Raw genomic sequence first — 23203 nt, 5'->3', positions numbered from 1 at the left:
ATAAGCAAAAAAAGCTAAGGAGAAAACTCCTTAGCTTTTTTATCTCACAATTCGCGAACAAATTGTCACTTTATTTTTCAACGATGCCGTGTACTAATTGCGGTGCATCGACGTGCTCCGCAGACACTTTCATGTTTTCGTAAATTTTTTGTTTTACATCTTCTACATTTTCACGGTTTGCGTAAATTGTTACAAGTGATTCACCTTTTTTCACGCTATCGCCAACTTTTTTACGAAGCATTAGACCAACTGCTAAATCAATTTCAGATTCTTTCGTTGCACGGCCTGCACCAAGAAGCATCGCTGCTGTACCAATTTCATCTGCTACAATTTCAGATACGTAGCCATCTTCTTTTGCTTCTACTTCAATCATATATTGCGCTTGCGGAAGTTTCGTTGGATCATCAACAACAGAAGCATCGCCGCCTTGTGCTGCTAAGAATGTTTTAAACGCTTCTAATGCCTTGCCATTGTTCATTACTTCAATTAGCTTTTCACGTGCATCTTCTAAAGAAGAAGCTTGTCCAGCTAAGTATACCATTTGACTTCCAAGTGTTAAACATAACTCTTCTAAGTCTTTTGGTCCTTTTCCTTGTAATGTATCAATCGCTTCCTTTACTTCTAGAGCGTTACCGATTGCTTCACCAAGCGGCTGACTCATATCAGAGATAACAGCCATTGTTTTACGCCCAACGTTGTTCCCGATACGAACCATTGCTTCTGCTAATCGCTTCGCATCCTCATCCGTTTTCATAAATGCACCCGCACCTGTTTTTACATCAAGAACGATTGCATCCGCACCAGCTGCAATTTTTTTACTCATAATAGAGCTGGCAATTAACGGAATAGAGTTTACCGTTGCTGTCACATCACGAAGTGCATATAACTTTTTATCAGCAGGTGTTAAATTACCACTTTGTCCAATAACAGCAATTTTATTTTCGTTTACGAGACGAATGAATTCCTTGTTTTCAATTTCTACATGGAATCCTGGAACTGCTTCTAGTTTATCAATCGTACCACCTGTATGCCCAAGACCACGACCAGACATTTTCGCAACTGGTACACCTAAAGCAGCTACTAATGGACCTAATACAAGTGTAGTTGTATCACCAACACCACCTGTTGAATGCTTATCTACTTTTACGCCTTTAATCGCTGATAAATCAATTGTGTCACCACTATTTACCATTGCCATCGTTAAATCAGCACGTTCCTGCTCATTCATATCCTGGAAGAAAATTGCCATTGCAAGTGAACTCATTTGATAATCTGGAATATCACCATTTGTGTACCCTTCAATGATAAATTTAATTTCTTCTGTCGTTAATGCTTTGCCATCACGCTTTTTCGCAATTAGGTCCACCATTCTCATTGTAAACTCATCCCTTCATTTGTTTTACAATTTCTTTTACAAGTGCTAAGAAGTTTGCTTTTACACGCTCTGTTGTTTCAATTACTTCCTCATGATTAAGTGGCTGATCTAAAATACCAGCTGCCATATTTGAAATACAAGAAATACCAAGTACTTTCATACCAGCATGACGCGCTACAACAACTTCTGGTACAGTTGACATGCCGACAGCGTCGCCGCCAACTGTGCGGATCATACGAATTTCTGCTGGTGTTTCGTATACTGGACCTGTCATCGCTACATATACGCCTTCTTGTACTTTAATATTTAAATCAGCTGCAACTTGTTTCGCCATTGCACGAAGATCTTTACTATAAGATTCAGACATATCAGGGAAACGTACACCCATTTCAGAATCATTTGGTCCGATTAATGGATTGTGTCCCATAAAGTTAATGTGGTCTGAGATTAACATTAAATCGCCTGGCTCATATGATGTATTTACACCACCAGCTGCGTTTGTAACAACAACTGTTTCTACACCTAATTCTTTCATAACACGAACTGGGAATGTTACTTTTTGCATATCGTATCCTTCATAGTAGTGGAAACGACCTTGCATTGCTACAACTGTCACTCCTTGAAGTGTACCGAATACTAATTGGCCAGCATGACCTTCAACTGTAGATACAGGGAACTCAGGAATTTCATTGTAAGGTACAGCTACTGCGTTTTCAATTTCATCAGCTAAAACACCTAAACCTGAACCTAGGATTAGTCCTACTGTTGGTCTTTCTGAAAATTTACCTTTTAAATATGCTGCAGATTTTGTAATTAATTCACGATTCATTTTATATTCCTCCTATTTACCTAGCTCGTTTAAGAAACTTTTTCCGTATTTTGGCATTGTTACATTAAAGTTTTCTGCAACTGTTGCACCGATATCAGCAAATGTTTGACGAAGTGGTAATTCTTGTCCACCATTTTTCATACTTGGGCTATATGCTAATAATGGTACATATTCACGCGTATGGTCTGTACCGTAGTGAATTGGGTCATTACCATGGTCAGCTGTAATAAGTAATAAGTCATCTTCTTTTAACTTTTCAAACACTTCAGGAAGGCGTGCATCATATTCTTGTAATGCTTCTCCATATCCTTGAGGATCACGACGATGACCGAACAGTGCATCAAAGTCAACTAGATTTAAAAAGCTTAAACCAGTAAAGTCCATGTTTAATGTATCTACAAGTTTATCCATGCCATCCATGTTGGATTTTGTACGAAGAGACTCTGTTACACCTTCTCCATCATAAATGTCAGAAATTTTGCCAATTGCAATTACATCATAGCTAGAATCTTTTAATTCGTTCATAACTGTGCGACCAAATGGTTTTAAAGCGTAGTCATGACGGTTCGGTGTACGTGTAAAGTTTCCTGGCTCTCCAACGAATGGACGAGCAATCACACGACCAACCATATATTTTTCATCGAGTGTTAACTCTCGTGCAATTTTACAAATGTTATATAATTCTTCAAGTGGTACAACTTCTTCATGAGCAGCAATTTGTAGCACGCTATCAGCAGATGTATACACAATTAATGAACCTGTTTCCATATGCTCTTGTCCAAGCTCATCTAGAATCCCTGTTCCAGAAGCCGGTTTATTCCCAATGATTTTACGCCCTGTTCTCGCTTCTAACTCGTCCAGCAATTCTTTTGGGAATCCTTCTGGGAACACTTGGAATGGCGTATCAATGTATAGGCCCATGATTTCCCAATGTCCTGTCATTGTATCCTTACCCGTAGATTTTTCTTGCATTTTTGTATAACATGCAAGCGGCTTCTCTACTTTCGAAATCCCTTTCATTTCACGGATGTTACCCAAACCTAAATTCATCATGTTTGGCATATGTAATCCATCCATATGCTCTGCAATATGACCTAATGTGTCAGAACCTTTATCGCCATATTTCTCAGCATCTGGTGCTTCTCCAATTCCTACGGAGTCCATTACGATAAGGAAAATACGTTTATATTTGCTCACAACTGTAACCTCCTATATATGCTACTAATGTAGTATGTTCAATTTGCTGTAAAAACTTCCTTCTTCTTCTAAGTCAGATGTCAGACGTCTTATACAGCTATCATAACATGTTCACGCTTTCTTTTTAATAAATTTTTTCACATTTCATATTTTCTACACATTTTATTGTAATCTATTCTTCACAGAAGTGCTAATGAAACTAATATATAAATCCATTTTGGTTTTTTCAACATATAAAGTGAAACTTTAATCAGTGGGGGTTTTTTCATCCCCCACTGATTATTAGTTGAACCAATCGAGCTTTTACGGGCAGTTTATCTCCCACCTAACTTCTTAAGAAAAGCAGAAGCGGCTCGCTCAGAATCACAGGACGCCCACGCCAAAGACGGAGAGGTGCTTTTTGCCTCGTCCGAGGGGGGCGAAACGGCCGGAGATTCTAGCCGCTAGAGCTGGACAATAAAGAAATGTGGAAGTGGCTCGCCCATCTAAAAAGAAAGGTTTTTTTGTAACTACTCAACCATACACTTCATTAGCAGATAGATTGCTGCCATGAAGATAAAAATGGTAATGCACCTCGCATTTTAAAACTTTGCACGTGGCAGGAAAAGGCCCTGACCGCTTCTATACATAGCCAGTCCTTCTCGACCATTTAAAAAAATTGCTTTTCTGCCTTTTTTTCATAGAGTAACTGAGTAGTTACGGTTTTTTTATTTATTGTTTCAAGTTATATATAACTTGAAACAATAAATAAAAAACAGCTCTTTCAAAGAGCTGTTCCTTACTTCACTTCAACCGTTTCGTCTTTATGGTCATGAAGATCACCTTTTCGTACATGAACCTTCACTTTATATGCGCCTGTTTCTTTAAATGTATGCGTGCTTGTATATTCACCTTTATTCCCTTCTTTTGCTGGAACAAACTCGTGCTTTTCTGAACCATCTTTCCAAATCTCAAGTTGAACTTCCGCACCAGTTAGTGTTTCTTCTTTTTGTTTTACGTGTACTTTCATTGTAGACTCTGTATTTGCTTTTACGCCATCTGCCATAAGATGAATCATAGTCTCACTTTTATGATCACCATGACCTGCCCCGTGACTATCATGAGCTTTCTTTTCTTCTGTTACTTTTGCATTTCCAACAGCTACTTTTACTTCTGGCATTACATGCATATCACGTGCATTTGTATGTGCAATAATATGGTAAACACCTTCAGATGGGAATGTTTTATCAATTGTATAAACGCCGTTCCCTTTATGCTTTGCATTTACCATTTCTTTTTTCTCTTCGCCATTTTTCCAAATTTCAAATTTCACATCATCTGCATCTGTTACTTTCTCTTTCCCTTGTGTAACAATTGCTTGTACTTCTACTTTTTCATTTGGCTTTATTGTTTCAGGATTTGTTTTTACTTCTACTTTTACTTCTTCAAGCGGCTTATCTTTTTTCGCTTTCTCATCCGATTTCGTATTGCAACCAGCTAAGGCTAGCATGGCGATAAATAATGTAATTAAAAGTTTCTTCATTATAACTTCCTCCCTCGTTCTATATTAGTATAGAGGAAATAAACGGTCATATTCTAGCCTTCTGCTGAAAACAATGTACGAAATATTTGTGAAGTTTTTGTGAAGTTTTTTCACCATAATAGCAAAAGGACATGAAAACTCATGCCCTTGGGTGAAACTGTTTATATACATCTTTTAATCTAGTTTTTGAAACATGTGTATAAATTTGTGTTGTTGAAATATCAGCATGCCCGAGCATTTCTTGTACCGCCCTTAAATCTGCTCCATTCTCTAATAAATGCGTTGCAAAAGAATGACGCAACGTATGCGGTGTAAGTTCTTTTTGAATATTAGCTTCTTTTGCAAGTCTCTTTAAAATTTTCCAAAACCCTTGGCGTGATAAACGATTTCCATGATGATTTAAAAAGAGTGCTTCTGCCGTTTTCTTTCCTAATAGTTCTGGTCTTCCCTTTTCAATATAATGCTGAATCGCTTCTGCCGCTAAGCTGCCAAGAGGGATAATTCTCTCTTTATTTCCTTTTCCAACGCAACGAACAAAACCCATTGTTAAATGTACATCAGCTATGTTTAATTCTATTAACTCAGAAACACGTAACCCTGTTGCATATAATAACTCTAGCATAGCCTTATCACGAATTCCGAAGGCACTCGTTGCTTTTGGCGTTTGTAATAATGCTTCTACCTCATCAATAGATAGCACTTTCGGTAATTTCCGCTCAGCTTGAGGCGTTTCAATATGTACAGATGGATCATGTTCTACAACACGTTCACGTAATAAAAATTGATGAAACGATCGTACAGATGCAATGTGACGCGCCATCGTTTTCGAAGATTTATTATTCTCTTTTAGATGATGCAAAAAGTTTACAATATGCATTCGCGTTACATCCTGAAAAGATGTAATCCCCTCTACTTTTTGTAAATACTTCATATAGCTTTTTAGATCACGTTCATATGATACAACTGTATTTTTAGCTAATCCTTTTTCAACAACCATATAATGAATAAAATCTTGTAATTGATCTTCCACTCTTCTCTACTCCCCATTTTCATAGAAAAAAATTATTCTGTTTACGAAAGCATCTTTCACTGGTTCTTCTGTTCCGGATACTTTTTCTACCATTTCTTCCTTCGGTTTTTCATAACGATGATAACTTTCATATTCTTCATTTATCCATAGTATAGCGAAATAAAACAAAATGGTACAACTGGTAAACAATAAAAATACTTTCATACTATCAAAAATAACTTTCATTGCTCGGCGCATTGTAATTTCCTCCAAAATATATGTTATTACAACATATGCCAAGCTTTTCATCATTTATACCTAATTACAAATAAAAAACCTCTTCCTAACTAAATAGGAAAAGGTTAATTTTCTTCTGTTAATTTTTCTTGACAATTTTCACAAATACCGTGGAACGTTAAGCGATGGTCTTTTACTTTAAAGCGCCACTCTTGTTCTACTCTTTTTTCTACTTCGCCAAGTAAATCTTCTTGAATTTCCTCTACTGCACCGCATTCCGTACAAATTAAATGATGATGAAAACGTGATGCTCCTTCTTGGCGTAAGTCATAGCGCGAAACACCGTCACCGAAATTAATCTTGTCGACAATCTTTAACTCGGATAATAACTCCAAAGTCCGATAGACGGTTGCAAGTCCGATCTCTGGCGACTTTTCTTTCACAAGGAGGTAAACATCTTCCGCGCTTAAATGGTCTTCTTCATTTTCTAGCAGCACGCGAACTGTTGCTTCACGTTGTGGTGTTAATTTATAACTCGCTGCATGTAATTGCTTCTTAATTCGATCAATTCTTTCTTCCATTCGGTACTACTCCCTCCCTCGCCACTCTTACCCCATTATATCAGAAGAAGGGCAACTGTCAAAAGAAAAATAATCAAAATTACTTGATAGTAATTCTCAAAGTGTAATTATTTTTTATTAATAGTATCCATGACTTGTTTCATAAAAGTTGGCGATACATACGCTTCAATTCCTGAAGCAACGGCTAATACCACACCGATAATAAGAAAAAAGCAAGTATAGCGCATAAAAAGTGGTAGCAATGGCTCATTTACTTTACGAATGAATTGATGCCTTATCATTCGTAATGAAAAGCTAGCTGCAATCGTCGTCATAATAAGAAACGTCGGTATGATAATTATATTTTGTGGAAGTACAGCTACAAATACTAATAATAGACCGTTCCAACCGAGTTGACTCACTAAAAAGCCTACTGTAAACCCAACAACGACTCCTTTTAAAAATAATAAAATAAAAATAAGTGGTAAACCGATGATGGAAATACCTAAAATCCAAATAAAGCCAATGTATTTCAGTTGCGATAAGTAACTTTCTCGAAACATCTCACCTGCATTTGCAAATTGTCCTTTGGAAACTTGTCCAAAAAAACGACTCAAATAAAAGTATAAATCTTGCTTTTGACTTACTTGTAAACTATTCACAAGAATCGCTCCAAAAATAACGCCCATTAATAAAAGAACTGCTACAAATACATATAGTGAAGAATGCTCTTGTACATGATATGTTATACGATCTTGCCAAGATGATTTCCTTAGCATTTTCATTCCCTCCGTCCTTTCCCTTACTATTTAAATTCATTTTGATTTTCGACATCTTTGTCTAGCTATACAGAAAAAGAACCTACACTCTTTGTTTTCACTTCTCATATGGCAGAATAAGGACCTGACCGCTTCTATGCATGGCCAGATGCTCTCGCCCACCGATAAAAAATGGTTTTATGTCGGTTTTTCAATTTGTATCTATATAGAATGTATGATAGAAAGAAAAAAGTATGACGAATTAACATTGAAATTCCACGCCACTTTGCTAAACTTAAAAGAAGAGAATAGGAGGGATTTCGTTTGAAACAACTATTATTAGATTTTCCAACATTATTTCAGACTGAGCGCTTACAAGTGCGGAAACCGTTCCCAGGTGATGGAGCGGAAGTTTACGAAGCAATTCAAGCTTCTTTAGAAGACCTGCAGCCATGGATGGCTATTACACACGAAACTGAAGAATCAGCAGAATCAGCAGTTAGAGCGGCACATGGAAAATTTTTACTCCGCGAAACATTACCGTTCCATCTATACGAGAAAACATCGGGTACTTTCATCGGTGCACTCACTCTTCATCCAGAAAATTGGGATATCCCAAAGTTTTCTATTAGCTTTTGGATTCATAGTTCTTATACAAAACAAGGATATATGACAGAAGCATTAAAAGGGGCAGTTCAATTCGCTTTCGATAAACTTGGGGCAAAACGTCTTGAAATTCGCTGTGATGCGAATAATACAAACGCACGATTAGTTGCAGAGCGCCTAGAGTTTATTCTAGAAGGTACGCACGAAAATGATTTCCTTGCTCCTGATGGTAGTTTACGTGATACGTGTGTATATGCAAAAATACAATAAAGTAAGTAGCTAGTCATTTTCACATTCTAAAAAAATAAACACTCGCATAAAGCGAGTGTTTATTTTTTTAATTGTAAATATTGAATTGCAAACATTGTCTTTGCATCATGAATACGTTGCTCGTTTATTAGTTGCAGCGCTTCTTCTAATGATACTTCCATTAACTCAACAAACTCATCTTCATCTAGATCCGCTTTGTCCTCTTTCTTTTTCAGGCCAGTTGCTTCATATACGTATACAATTTCATCTGCAAACCCTGGTGAAGTGTAGAATGACGTAATGAGTTCCATGTTATCACATATGTACCCTGTTTCTTCTTCTAATTCACGAATTGCTGTGACTTCAGGTTTTTCTCCTTGCTCCAACTTTCCAGCAGGAATTTCTACAAGCGCTTTTTCCATCGCTTTCCGATACTGCTCAACTAACACAATTTTTTTATCATCTGTAATCGCAATAATCGCTACCGCACCAGGATGCTTCACAATTTCACGTTTGCTCGTCTCACCATTTGGCAATACTACTTCATCAACACGAACTTTAATTACTCTTCCATCAAAAATAGGCTCAGTCGCAATCGTTCTTTCTTCAAGATTACTCATAAGACTTCATCTCCCTGTTCTATTTCCTAATCTTTCTTCATACATTCTATCACATTGAAGGGAGCGAGATGAAAATGAAAATATATATTTTACCAAATCGAGTAACGTTAGTCGGAAAAGCTTGGGAAATTCGTCATATGCTAAAACAATATGAACAACGTTATAAAAACGTTCATGACTGGATTACAAATACACAAATGTAAAGTGTTTGTGAAACTCCTTACGCTTTCGTACAATATAAGTAAGGAGGAATATTATGAAAACACGTCAATTAGGAAATTCAGATTTATATGTAAGTGAAATTGGATTTGGATGCATGTCACTTGGGACAAATGAATCAGAAGCCATTCAAATCATTCATGAAGCGTTAGATTTAGGCATTAATTTCTTGGATACAGCCGATTTATATAATTATGGATTAAATGAAGAGTTTGTTGGAAAAGCACTACAAGGGAAACGAGAGCACGTCACCCTTGCCACAAAAGTTGGAAACCGCTGGACAGAAGAAAAAAACGGTTGGTCCTGGGATCCTTCTAAGGCATATATAAAAGAAGAAGTAAAAGAAAGCCTGCGCCGATTAAAGACGGATTATATTGATTTATATCAGTTGCACGGCGGAACAATTGAAGATCATTTTGACGAAATCATTGAAACATTTGAAGAACTAAAACAAGAAGGATTGATTCGTCATTACGGAATTTCTTCCATTCGTCCTAATGTCATTCGCCAATATGCAGAACGCTCTAATATTGTAAGTGTTTTAATGGAATACAGCATGCTTAATCGCCGCCCAGAAGAATGGTTCCCATTCTTACAAGAACACAATATTAGCGTCATTGCCCGCGGTTCACTTGCAAAAGGTTTATTAACTCATAACAATGAACAAAAATTAGCCAAAGTGAAAGAAAAGGACTATCTCTCTTACAGCTTTGATGAAGTAACTCAAGCTGTCTCTCATATAAAAGAAATAACAGATGAGCGCTCACTAACAGAAACCGCACTTCAATATTGCCTGCATAATCCCACAATTGCAGCTCTCATTCCAGGCGCTAGCTCAATTGACCAATTACGTGAAAACATAAAAGCAGGCACTACAAATGCATTGACAGACAAACAATATAAACATATTCAATCACTTTTAAAATTGGATACATATGAATCTCATCGCTAAAAAAGCTACCGAAAATCGGTAGCTTTTTACATCGTATCGTATTTTTCTGGATTTGTTCCTGAACGCTTATTACAATCTAAAGTATCAATTTGGCACACTTCTTCTTCCGTTAATGAAAAATCAAAAATATGAAAATTCTCAGCAATGCGAGATGGTGTAACAGATTTCGGAATTGTTACAATGCCGCTTTGAATATCCCAGCGCAAAATAACTTGAGCAGGTGTTTTCCCATATTTCTTAGCGATTCCTTGAATAATAGGATGCTCAAACACCTCTCCTCCTCGCATAAGTGGGCTCCACGCTTCCATTTGAATTTGTTCTTGCTGACAAAAATTACGAAGTTCAAATTGTGCCAACATCGGATGAAGCTCAACTTGATTCACCATCGGTTTAATGTGACAGTTTGCTAATAAATGCTTTAAATGATGAATATGAAAGTTTGATACACCAATCGCGCGCACTTTCCCTTCTTCATACAATTTTTCTAGTGCACGATATGTATCCACATACTTCCCGCGTATCGGCCAATGAATTAAATATAAATCAACATAATCCATCTGTAATTTCTTTAAACTCATTTCGAAAGCTTTCAGCGTCGTTTCATACCCTTGTTCATCGTTCCATACTTTCGTTGTAATAAACAGCTCTTCCCGAGCAATTCCAAATTCACGAATCGCTTCTCCGACACCGCTTTCATTTTCGTAAATAGTAGCTGTATCAATAGAACGGTATCCAATTTCAAGCGCTGTCTTCACCGCTCGTTTTACTTCTTCTCCTTCTTTCGCCTTATATACTCCTAAACCGAGCATTGGCATTTTTACGCCGTTATGAAGTGTTGTTGTTGAAATATGCATAAAAACCTCCTCCTTTCCTCCATTTCAACAAGAAAAAAATAAAAAGTCAAAAGAAAAGCGGTTTGTTCACATAATCTTGTTATATTAAGAAATCAGCCTTAAGTTGTAGTTTATGATATTTTATTAACTATGAGATTTTTCATATTCGATTTTCTTTTCTTCCGCAATTGGACACGTTTGTGGAACAAGAAGGAAAAGGGTGGTACATATTAGTCACCGCTAATATGTACCACCCTTTATTTTTTATGACTTTATATATTTTAGACAATTTCAAACCAACACTAGAGTATCTGCCCATACATAGAAGCAAGCAATTCCTTTCCCACTTTTTCCAAAGCGTAATTCCTTGCTTTCTTCAACCTTTTATCTTACAGTGTAAGCGTAAAACAAAATACACAAAGTAGAGGAAAAAAAATGAAAGCTCTTGTATTTAACACATTTGGAGAACCAGAAGTATTACAATATAAAGAAATCCCTAATCCTGCTATCGGACCTAATGAAATTCTTGTAAAAATGAAAGCAATTGGCTTAAATTTTGCCGATGTTTATAGAAGAAAAGGTAATTATCATCTTGCCGGTAAACCGCCATACATTTTAGGTTATGAAGGCGCTGGAATTGTAGAAATGGTCGGAACTGATGTTACAACCATCAAGCAAGGAGACTCTATTGCATTTGCAGATGTTCCTTATGCAAATGCAGAGCTTGTAGCGGTTCCAATAGAGAAAGCAATTCCACTTCCTGAACATATTTCACATGAAACTGCTGCTTCTATTTTACTTCAAGGTTTAACAGCTCACTATTTAACCCGAGATAGCTATGCGGTAAAAGAAGGAGATATTGTACTCGTACACGCCGCTGCCGGTGGTGTCGGCCAGCTTCTTGTACAAATTATAAAATTACTAGGCGGTAAAGTGATCGCACTTACTTCTTCTATTCAAAAAGCAAAAGCTGCCGAAGCTGTTGGTGCAGACTGGGCCTTTTTATATGAGGATGATTGGAAACAGAAAGTCATGCATGTGACAAACGGAAAAGGTGTCGATGTCGTATATGAATCGGTTGGTTCTACGTTGATGGACAGCTTTGAAGCGACACGCATTGGAGGAACCGTTGTTTTTTACGGAATGGCAGGAGGCGATCCAGCACCTGTAGACCCGCGCATGCTTATGGATACATCTAAGACGCTAACCGGCGGAGATTTATGGAATGTACTCACGTCTCGTAACGAACGCGTTCTTCGTTCTAACGAGCTGTTCATATGGATTCAACAAGGAAAAATCGAGTTATCTAAACCAACTACATTTTCATTAAGCGAAGGTGCAAAAGCACACCATTATTTAGAAAGTCGAAAAAGCACAGGAAAGATTTTATTAATTCCATAAAGCAATAATAAAAACAACGTGCCACACACATGGCACGTTATTTTTTATTCATCCACTCTAGCGCTCTTTGTTCCCTCTCACGAACAAATGCATCTTTTCCTTCAATATACTGCTCAATGTCATATGTAAATTGTTTCGCGAGCTCTTGCTTTAGCGTTGCATACGCCTCAGCTTCTTCACAATGCTCCATCATGTAATCGCGAAAAGAGAGATGACGGATAATTTCTTGATTTCCTGTTTCATACACATGTAAATGATAGCTTCGCTTTTCTTCCGTACCGTGTATGTAGAAACGCCGTCCCGAAATACCATTTTCACCTTTTGGTGTATAACCTAGTTTTTGGAGTACATCATTCCAACTATCCACTTTGTCAATATTCGTAACTTCCATAATCATATCAATAATGGGTTTTGCGGCTAATCCTGGAACGGATGTACTACCAATATGGTGAACTTTCACATGTTCTGGCATTGCTTCCTTTAAACGTTTCGCTTCTTTCTGAAATTTTTCTGCCCAGTGATTTTCATAGGGCATTACTTCCACCTTTCTCATGCCCATCCCCCTTATATTCTTTTCTTACTTAAAGTCTTTCCATGATAAAGCACTTTCACTTAATAATTCTTCAAATGATTTATTTTTTTCACGTTCACGCTGTTCCTTACGCTTTCTCTCTAACTCCATTTCCTGTTTCTGTACTTCTTGCTCTTTCAGCTCTTTCTGTTTACTTTTTAGCTGCTTCATTAAAGCTTCGTTCAATTGATCCCCAATTGTTATTGATTCCTTTTCCATTTTCATTGCTGTTTGGTTCTGCGTACGCTTTTGTTTTTTCTTTGCCATAATGTAATCACCTTTTATCTTTTTCTTTATTATAGTAGAAAGTGTAAATTAGCAGCAACTAATAGAGCAGTATCACTATTAAGTGGTACTAATCTTACCTCTCTATATACAAGTAAAAAAACATCCTTCTTTTAATTGTAGATTATTTTTTATTCTACATAACCGCCCACTTTGATTTTTTAACAGACAAATCGTAACTATGCAAAATACTACACGTTCGCTACTGGCCTACTCCACTTGTTGCAAGAGTGGAAAAGCCCCTGACTGCTTCTATGCGCGGCCAGCCGCTCTCGTCCCCCTCTAAAAAAGGGTTTTTATGTCGATTTTAAAATTCGTATTTATGTATATATTGAATATCAGAATAGGTTTATAGAGTTAACCGCTTACAATTAATTGTTTATTTTCTATATAAAAACAAAAGTTTTTTTTGTGAATTCTCTTAAAACATCATAATTTTTATAGATTGTTTTCTCATAATCTATTAAAATTATGTCGTATGATGTCAGATTTATATAAAAGGGGAGAAACAAAAAACATGTGGAAAAAAATTATACCTGCCGTCGCTGTTTTAAGTACCGTTACATTTTCAAGCGTATTTGCAGCACCACCAACTTCTACACCAGCACAGGAAAATCGTTATATTGATGTTCAAATGCTAGGTATTAATGACTTTCATGGTCAATTGGACACTGTGAAAAAATTAAACAATAAGGATGTAGGTGGTGTCGAGTACTTAGCTGCACACTTACGTAATCGCGAAAAACAAAACCCAAATACGCTACTTGTTCATGCTGGAGATGCAGTTGGTGCAAGTCCACCAGTTTCAGCTTTATTACAAGATGAACCAACAATGGAAATCTTCAATGACCTTGGCTTTGATGTTGGAACCATTGGTAACCATGAATTTGATGAAGGGATAGACGAAATGCGTCGCCTTATTTATGGCGGTTATCATGAAAAGACTGGAAACTTTAAAGGTGCTCAGTTTCCTTACGTTGCAGCCAATGTTTACAATAAAACAACAGGACGCTTATTTTTACCACCATTTACAGTAAAAATGGTACAAGGAGTTCCGGTTGGTTTTATTGGTGTTGTTACAACTGAAACACCAAACGTTGTTATACCGAAAATGATTGAAAATGTACAGTTCACAGATGAAGTAGAAGCAATTAACAAGTCTGCCGCACAATTAAAACGATTAGGCGTAAAAGCAATTGTTGTACTAGCACACAATCCTGGTACAACGGATGATAAAGGGATTACAGATGGAGATCTTGTTCGCTTAGCTCAAAATACCGACTCAGAAGTAGATGTCATTTTTGGCGGTCATAACCATGCATATGTAAACGGCACTGTAAACGGAAAACTTATTGTACAAGCTTATTCGTACGGCATGGCTTTCGCAGATGTTGATTTAAAAATTGATAAGAAAACAAAAGATATTGTAGAGAAAAAGGCTGAGATTGTTTCAACGTCCCATGACGGCATCCAACCAGATCCGCAAATTAAGAAAAAAATGGAACAGTATCAAGCAAAAGTCGCTCCTCTTGTAAGTGAAGTTATCGGTAAATCTGCAGTTGCTTTAGATAGAACACAATCACCAGCTGGGGAATCTACGCTTGGTAACTTAATAGCTGATGCACAGCGCAGTGCGATGAATGGCCAAATTGCCATTATGAATCCTGGTGGTATTCGCAACGATTTAGATGCTGGAGATATTACGTGGGGAGAATTATATGGCATTCAACCTTTTGGAAATCAATTAATAAAGTCAACATTGACAGGAAAAGATATTCGTGACATTTTAAATCAGCAGTGGCAAAAAGATAGAACGCGTATGCTCCAAATTTCTGGTATTACATATAAATGGGATGATAGTAAAGCAGTTGGTGAAAAAGTCGCTGATGTGCATTTAGCAAATGGTGAAGCACTTGTTGATTCACAAACATATACTGTCGTAGCAAATGCCTTTTTAGCTTCTGGTGGGGATGGTTTTGTTTCATTTAGAAACGGAAAAAATCCAGAAACAGGACCAAATGATTTAGAAGCACTAGTAGATTATGTGAAACAAGCAAAATCACCAATTGAAGCAAAAATTGAAGGTCGTATTCAAAAAATAAATTAGTCATTATAAAATTGATTTATATAGTTGGATAAAAGCGGGAGCTCCCGCTTTTATTCTTTTTCACGATATCTTTTTAAATATTCTTCCAGAGCAACTTCAACAACTTTAGACTTGTGTACACCATTTCTAATAGAAAAACAGTCTAGCTGTTCTAAAGTTTGTTTTGACAAAGAGAACGTACGTCTTTTTTTCTCTCCTGTTTGGACAGAAGTAATACACATTCCATACTCCTGTTTTTGCAGCAACTTATAAATACTTTGCAATTGTTCATAAATAAGACGTTGATAATCTATTTTTTCTCGCTGTATGCTCGCAGCTTCTTTTAATTGTAAATGACGTGGTTCTTCTCCCTCCCCAACAAACATCCTTTTTTTCTGCCCACTATCATATTCATATCCGAGCAATCGTAATTTCTTTGATAGTGTATATGGACTCATTTCTAGTCGTTTCGCAACCATTGCGATCGATTCATGATTATTTAAGCGATCAATAATCTCACCAATATCCACCTCATTCCACCTCTCTTATACATAACTTGAAACTCCTATCTTTAAGCATTTTACTTCTCATTCATACAGGATAAAGTTATTATGTTATGATACAATGATTTCTTATTAATATATTTAGTATATGATGACAAATCGACACCGTTCACTATATCGCACTCGAAAGGAGGTCTCTCTCATGTTCAATCGCAGCGGCACCCCCTCTTTTTACGATAAAAATAAACAATTGATTCCAAATAGCATTGCTACAATTGAAACTGTTCTTATAAACAATCGTAAACAATCGTTGCTTATTCGTGGGCAAGATCTCAATCAACCTCTTTTATTATGTTTGCACGGTGGACCAGGAATGGCTCATATTGGGTTTGCACGCCATTTTCAAGTAGAACTTGAGAAACATTTTATTGTTGTCAACTGGGATCAACGCGGAGCAGGAAAATCCTTTTCATGGCGAGATTTCAAAGAGCCCCTAACAATTGAGCAATTTATTTTGGATACACATAAACTAATCGATTATCTGCTAAACAAGTTTCAAAAAAAGAAGTTATTTCTTCTTGGGCACTCCTGGGGTAGCATTATTGGATTATCTGCTGCACAGCAATCTCCTCAATCTATCGAAGCCTATATTGGAGTTGGTCAAATTGTGCATATGAAGCAAAATGAGACGTTACTTTTTGAACATTTAATTCGATCCGCAAAAAAGCATAGACATGACCGGGCGCTCGCATCCTTAAAAAAGCTTGGAAAACCACCATTTCTAGATACAAAACGACTGCTTATTCAAAGGAAATGGCTTGGTATCTTTGGTGGTGCTACTCAAAATGGGACATTTTTTTCGTTCATTCGAAAAGGATTTTTCTCATCTGAATACACATTAATAGATTGGATAAAATTTTTTAGCGGAAGTATAAAATCCGGCGAATTATGGAAGGAAATGTTAACTATTGATTTCTTTTCACAAATTCCAAGCGTATCGTTTCCTGTCTATTTTTGCTCTGGGCGCTATGACTATCAAACGCCTTATGCACTTGTCCAACAATATTGCAATGTTTTGAAAGCTCCGATTAAAAAAATGATTTGGTTTCCTAACTCAGCCCACTCTCCACATTTTGAAGAACATGAACGTTTTACAGAAACGTTACTTGAAATTAAACAAGAGCACTTCTTGCTACACCCGTGAATACTTCGATTTTTTCTATATTTCATGAAACGGATTATGCACTGCAAGAAGCATGCTTCTTGTTCAAAATGAAACTCCCATCAAACCGGATTCTAGCTGTCTACAAAGAGAAAAATAGAAAAAGGTGCGTGTACTCACGCACCTTTCATCTTGTTGATCCTCTCTCAATTAGTTCGAAATCTAAATTTACTATCTCATGGTTATCTTCTACCTTTTTTATTTTTGCAATTAATTTCTGGATAGCTACTGCCCCTATACTTGTGATTGGCCGAGCAATCGTCGTTAATGACGGTGTAGACCACTCTCCTTGCATAGTTCCATTTAAACCAATAACTTGCAAATATTCTGGAATAGAGATATGTAATGTTTGCGCAGCACGGATAAAATCAATTCCGGCGGTATCACTACAAGTGACGATGCCATCTATATATGGATGTTTTCGCAATACTTCCGCAGCAATTTGTTCTGAATTTTCCTCTCTTCTATACATTTCGATCACTCGGTAAGATATGTTTTTCTCCCAAACCGCATCTAAAAAACCAGCGAAATGTTCCTCCATTGCTTCATGACTCGGTCCTTCATGAATATAAGCAAGAAAGTGGCATCCTTTCTCTTTTAATAACGAAACAGCTTGTATTGCTCCATTATAGTACTGTGAAATCATTTCCTCGCTTGAATCGATAATTACAAACGGAACTGATACTCTTTCTTTTTGTAATCCTTCATATACATCACGCGTCATAAGGATACCAGCAATATTATTTTGCTCCAATATATCCATATAACCATGCTTGTGCTCCATATTACATATAACGATTTGATATCCTTCTTTGTAAGCTTCTTCTTCAATAACCGTAAGCAAGGATAAAGATGCTGGATCTTGTATGTTAGATACAAGTAAAGCAATCATGGTGGAAGACTTTTTAAATAAAGCTTTAGCCACCGCATTTGGTTTATACTGCAACTCCTCAATTGCTTTCTTCACTTGTTTGACTGTATCTTCATGTACATATCCTTTTTCATTTAACACTCGTGAAACTGTTGCGACTGAAACTCCCGCCAACTTTGCAACATCGCGAATCGTTGCCACTTCTTCACCCCTCAACATGGAAATGCTTTACATTTACACCGTAAAACAAATTAAATGGTACGTCAAGAATATTATTTTATATTTCTGAAAATTGTTACATAAAAAAAGAAGTGCTTACACAGCACTTCTTCCCTCTTTCAATTGTTTATCTTTTATCGCAAATGTTTTCTTCAACATCGGCGGTGTAATCATCGTTGTTAAAATAACAACAATAACGATTGCTGTAAAATAATCTTGTGCTAATAACCCTGACGCAAGACCTTGCCCAGCAATAATGAGCGCTACTTCACCGCGGGAAACCATTCCAGAACCAATGATTGTAGAAGACTGTAAATCAAATCCTGTCATACGCGCTCCAAGACCACAGCCAATTAATTTCGTTAATACAGCAATCACCGTTAAAATGACAATAAACCCAACTTTATCCCCAATTCCTGCAAATGTAATATTCATCCCAATACTTACAAAGAAAATAGGAACAAACATTGCGTATGCAATTGGTTCAACTTTCTTCTCAACTTCATGTTTATAATCTGTTTGAGAAATTGCAATCCCTGCCGCAAACGCTCCGATAATGCCAGCTATTCCTAATAATTCTCCGAAATATGCAAAAGAAAAACAAATAATAAGAGCTGTACTAATAATAGATTCCGACACACGAAGCGGAGAAAGCCAGCGCATAATCATCGGAACGCCCTTCCATCCAATTAGGATAATAGCTGCAAAGAAGACAACTTTTTTCAAAATAACCATAGTTAAATTTACATCATCTGCACCTAAGAAGCTCATTGCAAATGCAAGTAAAATAACAACAAGAATATCATCAAACACCGCTGCGCCAAGCATTGTTGTACTTTCACGTGTTTTCATTTTCCCTAAATCTCGAAGCGTTTGTACTGAGATACTAACGCTAGTTGCACAAAGAAGTAAGCCTAAAAATACCGCATTCGCTTGCTCCATTCCCATAATAAGACCGGCAACATAGCCACCTACAAACGGGAAAATAATTCCCCCAACTGCTACTGCAAAAGAAGAGTTACGGTTTTCATTCAGTTCTTTTAAGTCCGTTTCTAAACCGGCCATAAACATGAGAAGAATAACCCCAACCTCACTTAATTGCCTTAGTAAATCCGTATTATCAATTAACCCCAGCACTGCAGGACCAATTATAATACCTACAATAAGTTTTCCAAGTACAGATGGTTGTCCTAGTCTAACACTTAAGTCACCAGCAAGTTTTGTACTTAACAAAATTACTGCTAATTGAAAGAAAAATATCATCTCATCGCTCCTTTTCTTATTTTACTCATTAAAATAACTATATATGATTTATACTGGTCTGTGAAATTATCAAATATGTACCTTTACGTAATGATTGCGTTTATTTATTTCCAGTAATTTCTTCTTATAAAAAAACTTCCTATTTATAAAACAAAGATATTTTTCTTATTCAATCCCTTTATAAATCTTACAAAAAAAATTTCTAAACTAAATTTCATGTAATATTATATCCCTATTGTAGTCAATTTTCTATTTTTCTCACTCCTTTCCGCTTGCCGTTCTCACCTTTTTATTTGGTTATGATACAATGTAATTATTATATGTACTGTAACTTGGAGGAGAGAGAGTATGAAAGCGTTTTCGAAAGCATTATTAACGATAATTGGTACTCTTATTGGAATTGGCATTTTCTTTACGAATAAAGTTATGTATTTAAAGAAAAAAACAGAAGAAGAGATTTTAGAACGTGAAACAAAACAGCATTTTCGCTTGGAGGATTATGAAGCCATGCAGAAAGAAGAAGTATGCCTCTCTTCTCAATTTGGTTATAACATTCATGGTTACTTTATTCCTGTTAACCATTCAAATAAGTTCATGATTTTTTGTCACGGCGTCACCGTCAACAAAATAAATTCTATAAAATATGCAAATTTATTTTTAAACAGAGGATTCAACGTATTTATTTATGATCATCGCCGCCACGGCCAAACAGGAGGCAAAACAACAAGTTATGGCTACTACGAAAAACACGATTTAAAGACGGTGGTAGATTGGCTCAAACAACGATTCGGTTCAAATATTACGCTTGGTATCCATGGTGAATCAATGGGAGCAGCAACGTTATTACAATATGCAGGTATGGTCGAGGACGGAGCTGATTTTTACATCGCTGATTGTCCGTTCTCTGATTTTTACGAACAGCTTCATTATCGTTTAAAGGTTGAGTTTCATTTACCAAAATGGCCTCTTTTACCACTCGCTAATACGTTTTTGAAAGTACGTGATGGTTATACAATTCGGGAGGTTTCTCCAATTGATTGTGTGAAAAAAATAAAAAATCCTGTATTGTTCATCCACAGTAAAGATGACGATTACATTTTATGCAATATGACACAATCATTGTATGAGGCAAAGGAAGGTGCAAAAGAACTCTTTATTGCTGAAAAAGGTGCTCATGCTTGTTCTTATGCAGAAAATAGAGAAGAATATGAATATGCTGTTGATCACTTTTTAACAACATACGTAAACGAAACAAAAAACAGGCTCGCATAAGCCTGTTTTTATTTTAACGAAATAACAATTGGTTTATCTTTAGCAAACGAAGGAGCAAACAATAATTCAGATGCTCTCTCTTCTTTAGGTATTTCAAATATAATGCCCGATTGCAATGTATCGTATGATTTTAACTTTCTATCATGCAATATGCTTGTATTCCCTTTCGTTTGAACAGCTCCATATATTTTCCCGGTCTCTGAAATAACATTAAACTGCGCCTGCTTTACAATAATACTTTTATTTCTACTGTTCTTTAACGAAAAGTTTACGACAAGAAGCGTGTAATCATTTTTTGCAGTCCATACATCATAATGCGGTACACGACTTATATTTTTAATAACAAGATCTATTTGATGAGCGGATAAAATACCTTTTACACTTGATCGATTAGCTTGCTCTTCTTTATTGCATCCGGCTATGCAAAAGGAAATGATAATACTTATTATAAACAATCGTTTCCGCAACAACTTCCACCTTCTTTGCTGTTTCTATCGGTTGTATGTTGCACACATTGTATGTTTTTATGCATTAGAAACTACACCACAAAGAGGCTCATTCATTTCCAAATGAATGAGCCTCTTTCCTATCCCAACCAACAGCAAAAGTTTTCTTAGATTCACAATGGCCTATTACGCCAATACATCTGTAACTTGATCCATATTTTCAGAAATCCACTTTATTGCTTCATCAAGTGATGAAAACTCTGTTGTTTGAAATGTTACTTCATCTTGTAATAACCATACATCCTTTACTTCCTGCTGCACACCGGCAATTGACCAATGAAGTAAACTGTAGGGATGGTTATCATTTAAAAACGATACCCACGTTCGCTCTGTTGCGATATTTTGTAATGTACGTAATTGTTTTTTCATGTTTATGTTCACCTTAATATGTTTTCAGTATATAACTTATTATATCATTTCTATTTTCTCACAAAAAGCATTGTTTCTAAACATTGTCAAGTCATTCTAGTAAGTATATGATAAGCATATGCGTTTGGTGAGGAGGTGTAACAATGGGGAAAGTACAAATTAAAGTAAATGATAATGGTTCGTTTCGCATTACAGGGGATGTGGAACTAATCGATGCGGAAGGAAATGCATTTCCAGCAAAGCCGGCATTTTCACTATGTCGCTGCGGGTTATCAAAAAATATGCCGTATTGCGATGGTTCACATAAAGGACAATTTGAATCTGCTGTAAGGGCACCGAAAGAATAACACAAGACGCGCACAAAAACATGTGCGCGTTTTTTTACATACTTCCCACATAAAATCCTAAAAAAGCAATACCAATACCTATTACATAACTCATAACAAAATATAATAATGCCTTTTGACCTTCTCGTTTATGTATCAATTGGATCAATTCCAGTTGATATGTTGAAAAAGTCGTAAATGCTCCCATAAATCCTGTGCAACATAATAATACCCACATTTTAGCTACTCCAGCACCGTATAACAGACCGAGTAAAAACGAACCCATCATATTCACAAAAAATGTTCCATAAGGAAAAGAATCCCCATATTTTTCTTTCGCTATCGTACTAATAAAAAAACGGGCAATTGCCCCGAAAAAACCACCGATACTAACAAGTAATATATTCATATGTTTCCTTCTTTCCTCCTACTACGTTCATATAGCTTATTCCCAACATAAAATCCGCCAAAAGAGAAAAGCAATCCTCCTATCATACTTGTGCTCACATATAAAAAAGCCATTGTGAACGATTCATGCTGCAATAACTTTAGCGTGTCTACACTAAAAGTTGAAAACGTTGTATATGAACCAATTATCCCTGTACCAATAGCACTTATCATAAGCGGTGAAACCTGTTTCATCCGAAAGATAGACATCGTTAAAAATGCTAACAAAAAACTGCCACTCATATTAGCTAACCATGTTGCTAATGGAAAACTAGTAAAAGATGTTGTTTCAAAAAGCTGTCCTACTCCATAGCGAGCTAAGGCTCCGATAACGCCGCCTATTCCTACTGCAATATATTTCATACTTCCACCTCGTTTTAAACACTATATAAAATTTTTCTACACTAGTATAACAAATTTATTCTCTTTGCTAATGCACGATTTAAGTCCTTTTTATTTTCATACAATTCTTCACATTCAAATATTTTTATAGCCTTTTGTCTTTTTTGTGCTATAATGTGAGCAAACAGCATCCTTCGGGGTCGGGTGAAATTCCCAACCGGCGGTGATGAAGTGCACACTTCTAAGTCCGTGACCCGTTTTCAAGTTGAAAACGGTGGATCTAGTGAGACTCTAGAGCCGACAGTATAGTCTGGATGGGAGAAGGATATGTTTTCTAGTACGTATAATAGGATAAGTTTATTTCAGCATGCACATTTGTACTGTTTATTTTTAAACATACATATGTTTTCTTTCGTATACCATTGTTTTCTTTGCTGAAATCATACAATAACACTAGCATGTAAAAAAATAGATATTTGCTGGGATTCTTTTCTATGCAAACATATCGATTAACGCTAGGTTTCTTTCGTATACTCTCGTATCCTTCTTATATT

General features: G+C 36.4%; 27 protein-coding genes and 1 riboswitch. Of the genes, 8 read left to right on the top strand and 19 right to left on the bottom strand.

Features of this window, described 5'->3' with window-relative positions; genetic code table 11:
- Positions 1-70: 70 nt before the first annotated feature.
- From BM211_RS00265 to spoIIM, 8 genes are all read right to left on the bottom strand, one after another.
- Entirely contained in the window at positions 71-1375 is a 1305-nt protein-coding gene (locus BM211_RS00265) for a pyrimidine-nucleoside phosphorylase (protein ID WP_035429388.1), read from the bottom strand.
- Positions 1376-1382: 7 nt separating this feature from the next.
- Positions 1383-2204 carry a purine-nucleoside phosphorylase gene (locus BM211_RS00260; RefSeq protein WP_090994573.1) on the bottom strand — a complete coding sequence of 274 codons (822 nt, stop codon included), beginning with the start codon at positions 2202-2204 and terminating at the stop codon, positions 1383-1385.
- A gap of 12 nt (positions 2205-2216) precedes the next feature.
- Positions 2217-3401, bottom strand: coding sequence for a phosphopentomutase (gene deoB, locus BM211_RS00255; RefSeq protein ID WP_035429390.1), 1185 nt, complete (start codon positions 3399-3401; stop codon positions 2217-2219).
- Positions 3402-4179: 778 nt separating this feature from the next.
- Positions 4180-4923 carry a FixH family protein gene (locus tag BM211_RS00245; RefSeq protein WP_035429391.1) on the bottom strand — a complete coding sequence of 248 codons (744 nt, stop codon included), beginning with the start codon at positions 4921-4923 and terminating at the stop codon, positions 4180-4182.
- A 139-nt stretch (positions 4924-5062) separates the two neighbouring features.
- The gene (xerD, locus tag BM211_RS00240; RefSeq protein ID WP_035429392.1) at positions 5063-5953 is read right to left on the bottom strand and encodes a site-specific tyrosine recombinase XerD; all 891 of its coding nucleotides are present in this window, start codon (positions 5951-5953) and stop codon (positions 5063-5065) included.
- Positions 5954-5959: 6 nt separating this feature from the next.
- On the bottom strand, positions 5960-6190 hold the full coding sequence (locus tag BM211_RS00235) for a YqzK family protein (protein ID WP_035429944.1): 231 nt from the start codon (positions 6188-6190) through the stop codon (positions 5960-5962).
- A gap of 104 nt (positions 6191-6294) precedes the next feature.
- Positions 6295-6750 carry a ferric iron uptake transcriptional regulator gene (locus BM211_RS00230; RefSeq protein ID WP_035429393.1) on the bottom strand — a complete coding sequence of 152 codons (456 nt, stop codon included), beginning with the start codon at positions 6748-6750 and terminating at the stop codon, positions 6295-6297.
- A 107-nt stretch (positions 6751-6857) separates the two neighbouring features.
- Positions 6858-7508 carry a stage II sporulation protein M gene (spoIIM, locus tag BM211_RS00225; protein WP_035429394.1) on the bottom strand — a complete coding sequence of 217 codons (651 nt, stop codon included), beginning with the start codon at positions 7506-7508 and terminating at the stop codon, positions 6858-6860.
- Positions 7509-7811: 303 nt separating this feature from the next.
- On the opposite strand from spoIIM, the gene BM211_RS00220 reads away from it, so the two are divergent.
- Complete coding sequence (locus BM211_RS00220) at positions 7812-8363, top strand: GNAT family N-acetyltransferase (protein WP_035429395.1); 552 nt, start codon at positions 7812-7814, stop codon at positions 8361-8363.
- A gap of 59 nt (positions 8364-8422) precedes the next feature.
- On the opposite strand, the gene BM211_RS00215 is transcribed toward BM211_RS00220, so the two are convergent.
- Complete coding sequence (locus tag BM211_RS00215) at positions 8423-8962, bottom strand: NUDIX hydrolase (RefSeq protein ID WP_035429396.1); 540 nt, start codon at positions 8960-8962, stop codon at positions 8423-8425.
- A 74-nt stretch (positions 8963-9036) separates the two neighbouring features.
- Between BM211_RS00215 and mciZ the strand changes: the two genes are divergently transcribed.
- Both mciZ and BM211_RS00205 read left to right on the top strand, forming a co-directional pair.
- Positions 9037-9165: a Z-ring formation inhibitor MciZ gene (mciZ, locus tag BM211_RS00210; RefSeq protein ID WP_090994978.1), complete on the top strand. Its 129-nt coding sequence runs from the start codon at positions 9037-9039 to the stop codon at positions 9163-9165.
- Positions 9166-9218: 53 nt separating this feature from the next.
- A complete protein-coding gene (locus BM211_RS00205) occupies positions 9219-10133 on the top strand; it encodes an aldo/keto reductase (RefSeq protein ID WP_035429398.1) in 915 nt (304 codons plus the stop codon).
- A gap of 26 nt (positions 10134-10159) precedes the next feature.
- Here BM211_RS00205 and BM211_RS00200 read toward each other — a convergent pair whose 3' ends face one another.
- Positions 10160-10987 (bottom strand): aldo/keto reductase, encoded by an 828-nt coding sequence (locus tag BM211_RS00200; protein ID WP_035429400.1) that lies wholly within the window; start codon positions 10985-10987, stop codon positions 10160-10162.
- A gap of 414 nt (positions 10988-11401) precedes the next feature.
- Between BM211_RS00200 and BM211_RS00195 the strand changes: the two genes are divergently transcribed.
- Positions 11402-12367, top strand: a complete 966-nt coding sequence (locus BM211_RS00195) for a quinone oxidoreductase family protein (RefSeq protein ID WP_035429403.1) — start codon at positions 11402-11404, stop codon at positions 12365-12367.
- 37 nt (positions 12368-12404) lie between these two features.
- Here BM211_RS00195 and BM211_RS00190 read toward each other — a convergent pair whose 3' ends face one another.
- On the bottom strand, positions 12405-12920 hold the full coding sequence (locus BM211_RS00190) for a GrpB family protein (protein ID WP_035429405.1): 516 nt from the start codon (positions 12918-12920) through the stop codon (positions 12405-12407).
- A 24-nt stretch (positions 12921-12944) separates the two neighbouring features.
- Complete coding sequence (locus BM211_RS00185; RefSeq protein ID WP_035429406.1) at positions 12945-13205, bottom strand: YqkE family protein; 261 nt, start codon at positions 13203-13205, stop codon at positions 12945-12947.
- 535 nt (positions 13206-13740) lie between these two features.
- On the opposite strand from BM211_RS00185, the gene BM211_RS00180 reads away from it, so the two are divergent.
- Positions 13741-15330, top strand: coding sequence for a bifunctional metallophosphatase/5'-nucleotidase (locus tag BM211_RS00180; RefSeq protein WP_035429407.1), 1590 nt, complete (start codon positions 13741-13743; stop codon positions 15328-15330).
- Positions 15331-15380: 50 nt separating this feature from the next.
- On the opposite strand, the gene BM211_RS00175 is transcribed toward BM211_RS00180, so the two are convergent.
- On the bottom strand, positions 15381-15839 hold the full coding sequence (locus BM211_RS00175) for a ribbon-helix-helix domain-containing protein (protein WP_035429408.1): 459 nt from the start codon (positions 15837-15839) through the stop codon (positions 15381-15383).
- Between the two features lie 175 nt (positions 15840-16014).
- Between BM211_RS00175 and BM211_RS00170 the strand changes: the two genes are divergently transcribed.
- Positions 16015-17016, top strand: coding sequence for an alpha/beta fold hydrolase (locus BM211_RS00170; RefSeq protein WP_090994570.1), 1002 nt, complete (start codon positions 16015-16017; stop codon positions 17014-17016).
- 145 nt (positions 17017-17161) lie between these two features.
- On the opposite strand, the gene BM211_RS00165 is transcribed toward BM211_RS00170, so the two are convergent.
- Complete coding sequence (locus tag BM211_RS00165) at positions 17162-18106, bottom strand: LacI family DNA-binding transcriptional regulator (RefSeq protein WP_035429412.1); 945 nt, start codon at positions 18104-18106, stop codon at positions 17162-17164.
- 114 nt (positions 18107-18220) lie between these two features.
- Complete coding sequence (locus BM211_RS00160) at positions 18221-19387, bottom strand: cation:proton antiporter (protein ID WP_035429413.1); 1167 nt, start codon at positions 19385-19387, stop codon at positions 18221-18223.
- A 348-nt stretch (positions 19388-19735) separates the two neighbouring features.
- Here BM211_RS00160 and BM211_RS00155 point away from each other — a divergent pair, with 348 nt between their 5' ends.
- The gene (locus tag BM211_RS00155) at positions 19736-20659 is read left to right on the top strand and encodes an alpha/beta hydrolase (RefSeq protein ID WP_090994569.1); all 924 of its coding nucleotides are present in this window, start codon (positions 19736-19738) and stop codon (positions 20657-20659) included.
- An 8-nt stretch (positions 20660-20667) separates the two neighbouring features.
- Here BM211_RS00155 and BM211_RS00150 read toward each other — a convergent pair whose 3' ends face one another.
- The gene (locus BM211_RS00150) at positions 20668-21126 is read right to left on the bottom strand and encodes a DUF4352 domain-containing protein (protein WP_035429415.1); all 459 of its coding nucleotides are present in this window, start codon (positions 21124-21126) and stop codon (positions 20668-20670) included.
- A 165-nt stretch (positions 21127-21291) separates the two neighbouring features.
- Entirely contained in the window at positions 21292-21534 is a 243-nt protein-coding gene (locus BM211_RS00145) for a DUF2552 family protein (RefSeq protein WP_035429417.1), read from the bottom strand.
- A gap of 143 nt (positions 21535-21677) precedes the next feature.
- Between BM211_RS00145 and BM211_RS00140 the strand changes: the two genes are divergently transcribed.
- Entirely contained in the window at positions 21678-21881 is a 204-nt protein-coding gene (locus tag BM211_RS00140; protein WP_035429419.1) for a CDGSH iron-sulfur domain-containing protein, read from the top strand.
- 34 nt (positions 21882-21915) lie between these two features.
- Here the strand turns inward: BM211_RS00140 and crcB (BM211_RS00135) are convergent, their stop codons facing one another.
- Positions 21916-22269, bottom strand: a complete 354-nt coding sequence (gene crcB / locus BM211_RS00135; RefSeq protein ID WP_035429420.1) for a fluoride efflux transporter CrcB — start codon at positions 22267-22269, stop codon at positions 21916-21918.
- On the bottom strand, positions 22266-22670 hold the full coding sequence (crcB, locus tag BM211_RS00130) for a fluoride efflux transporter CrcB (protein ID WP_035429422.1): 405 nt from the start codon (positions 22668-22670) through the stop codon (positions 22266-22268). The genes crcB (BM211_RS00135) and crcB (BM211_RS00130) overlap by 4 nt, the downstream gene beginning before the upstream one ends.
- A 165-nt stretch (positions 22671-22835) precedes the next feature.
- Positions 22836-22979, top strand: a riboswitch (FMN riboswitch).
- The last annotated feature ends 224 nt before the right edge of the window (positions 22980-23203 follow it).

The organism is Bacillus sp. 491mf (genome assembly GCF_900112415.1).
Taxonomy (GTDB): Bacteria; Bacillota; Bacilli; order Bacillales; family Bacillaceae_G; genus Bacillus_A.
This window is presented reverse-complemented; position numbering and strand designations above follow the sequence as displayed.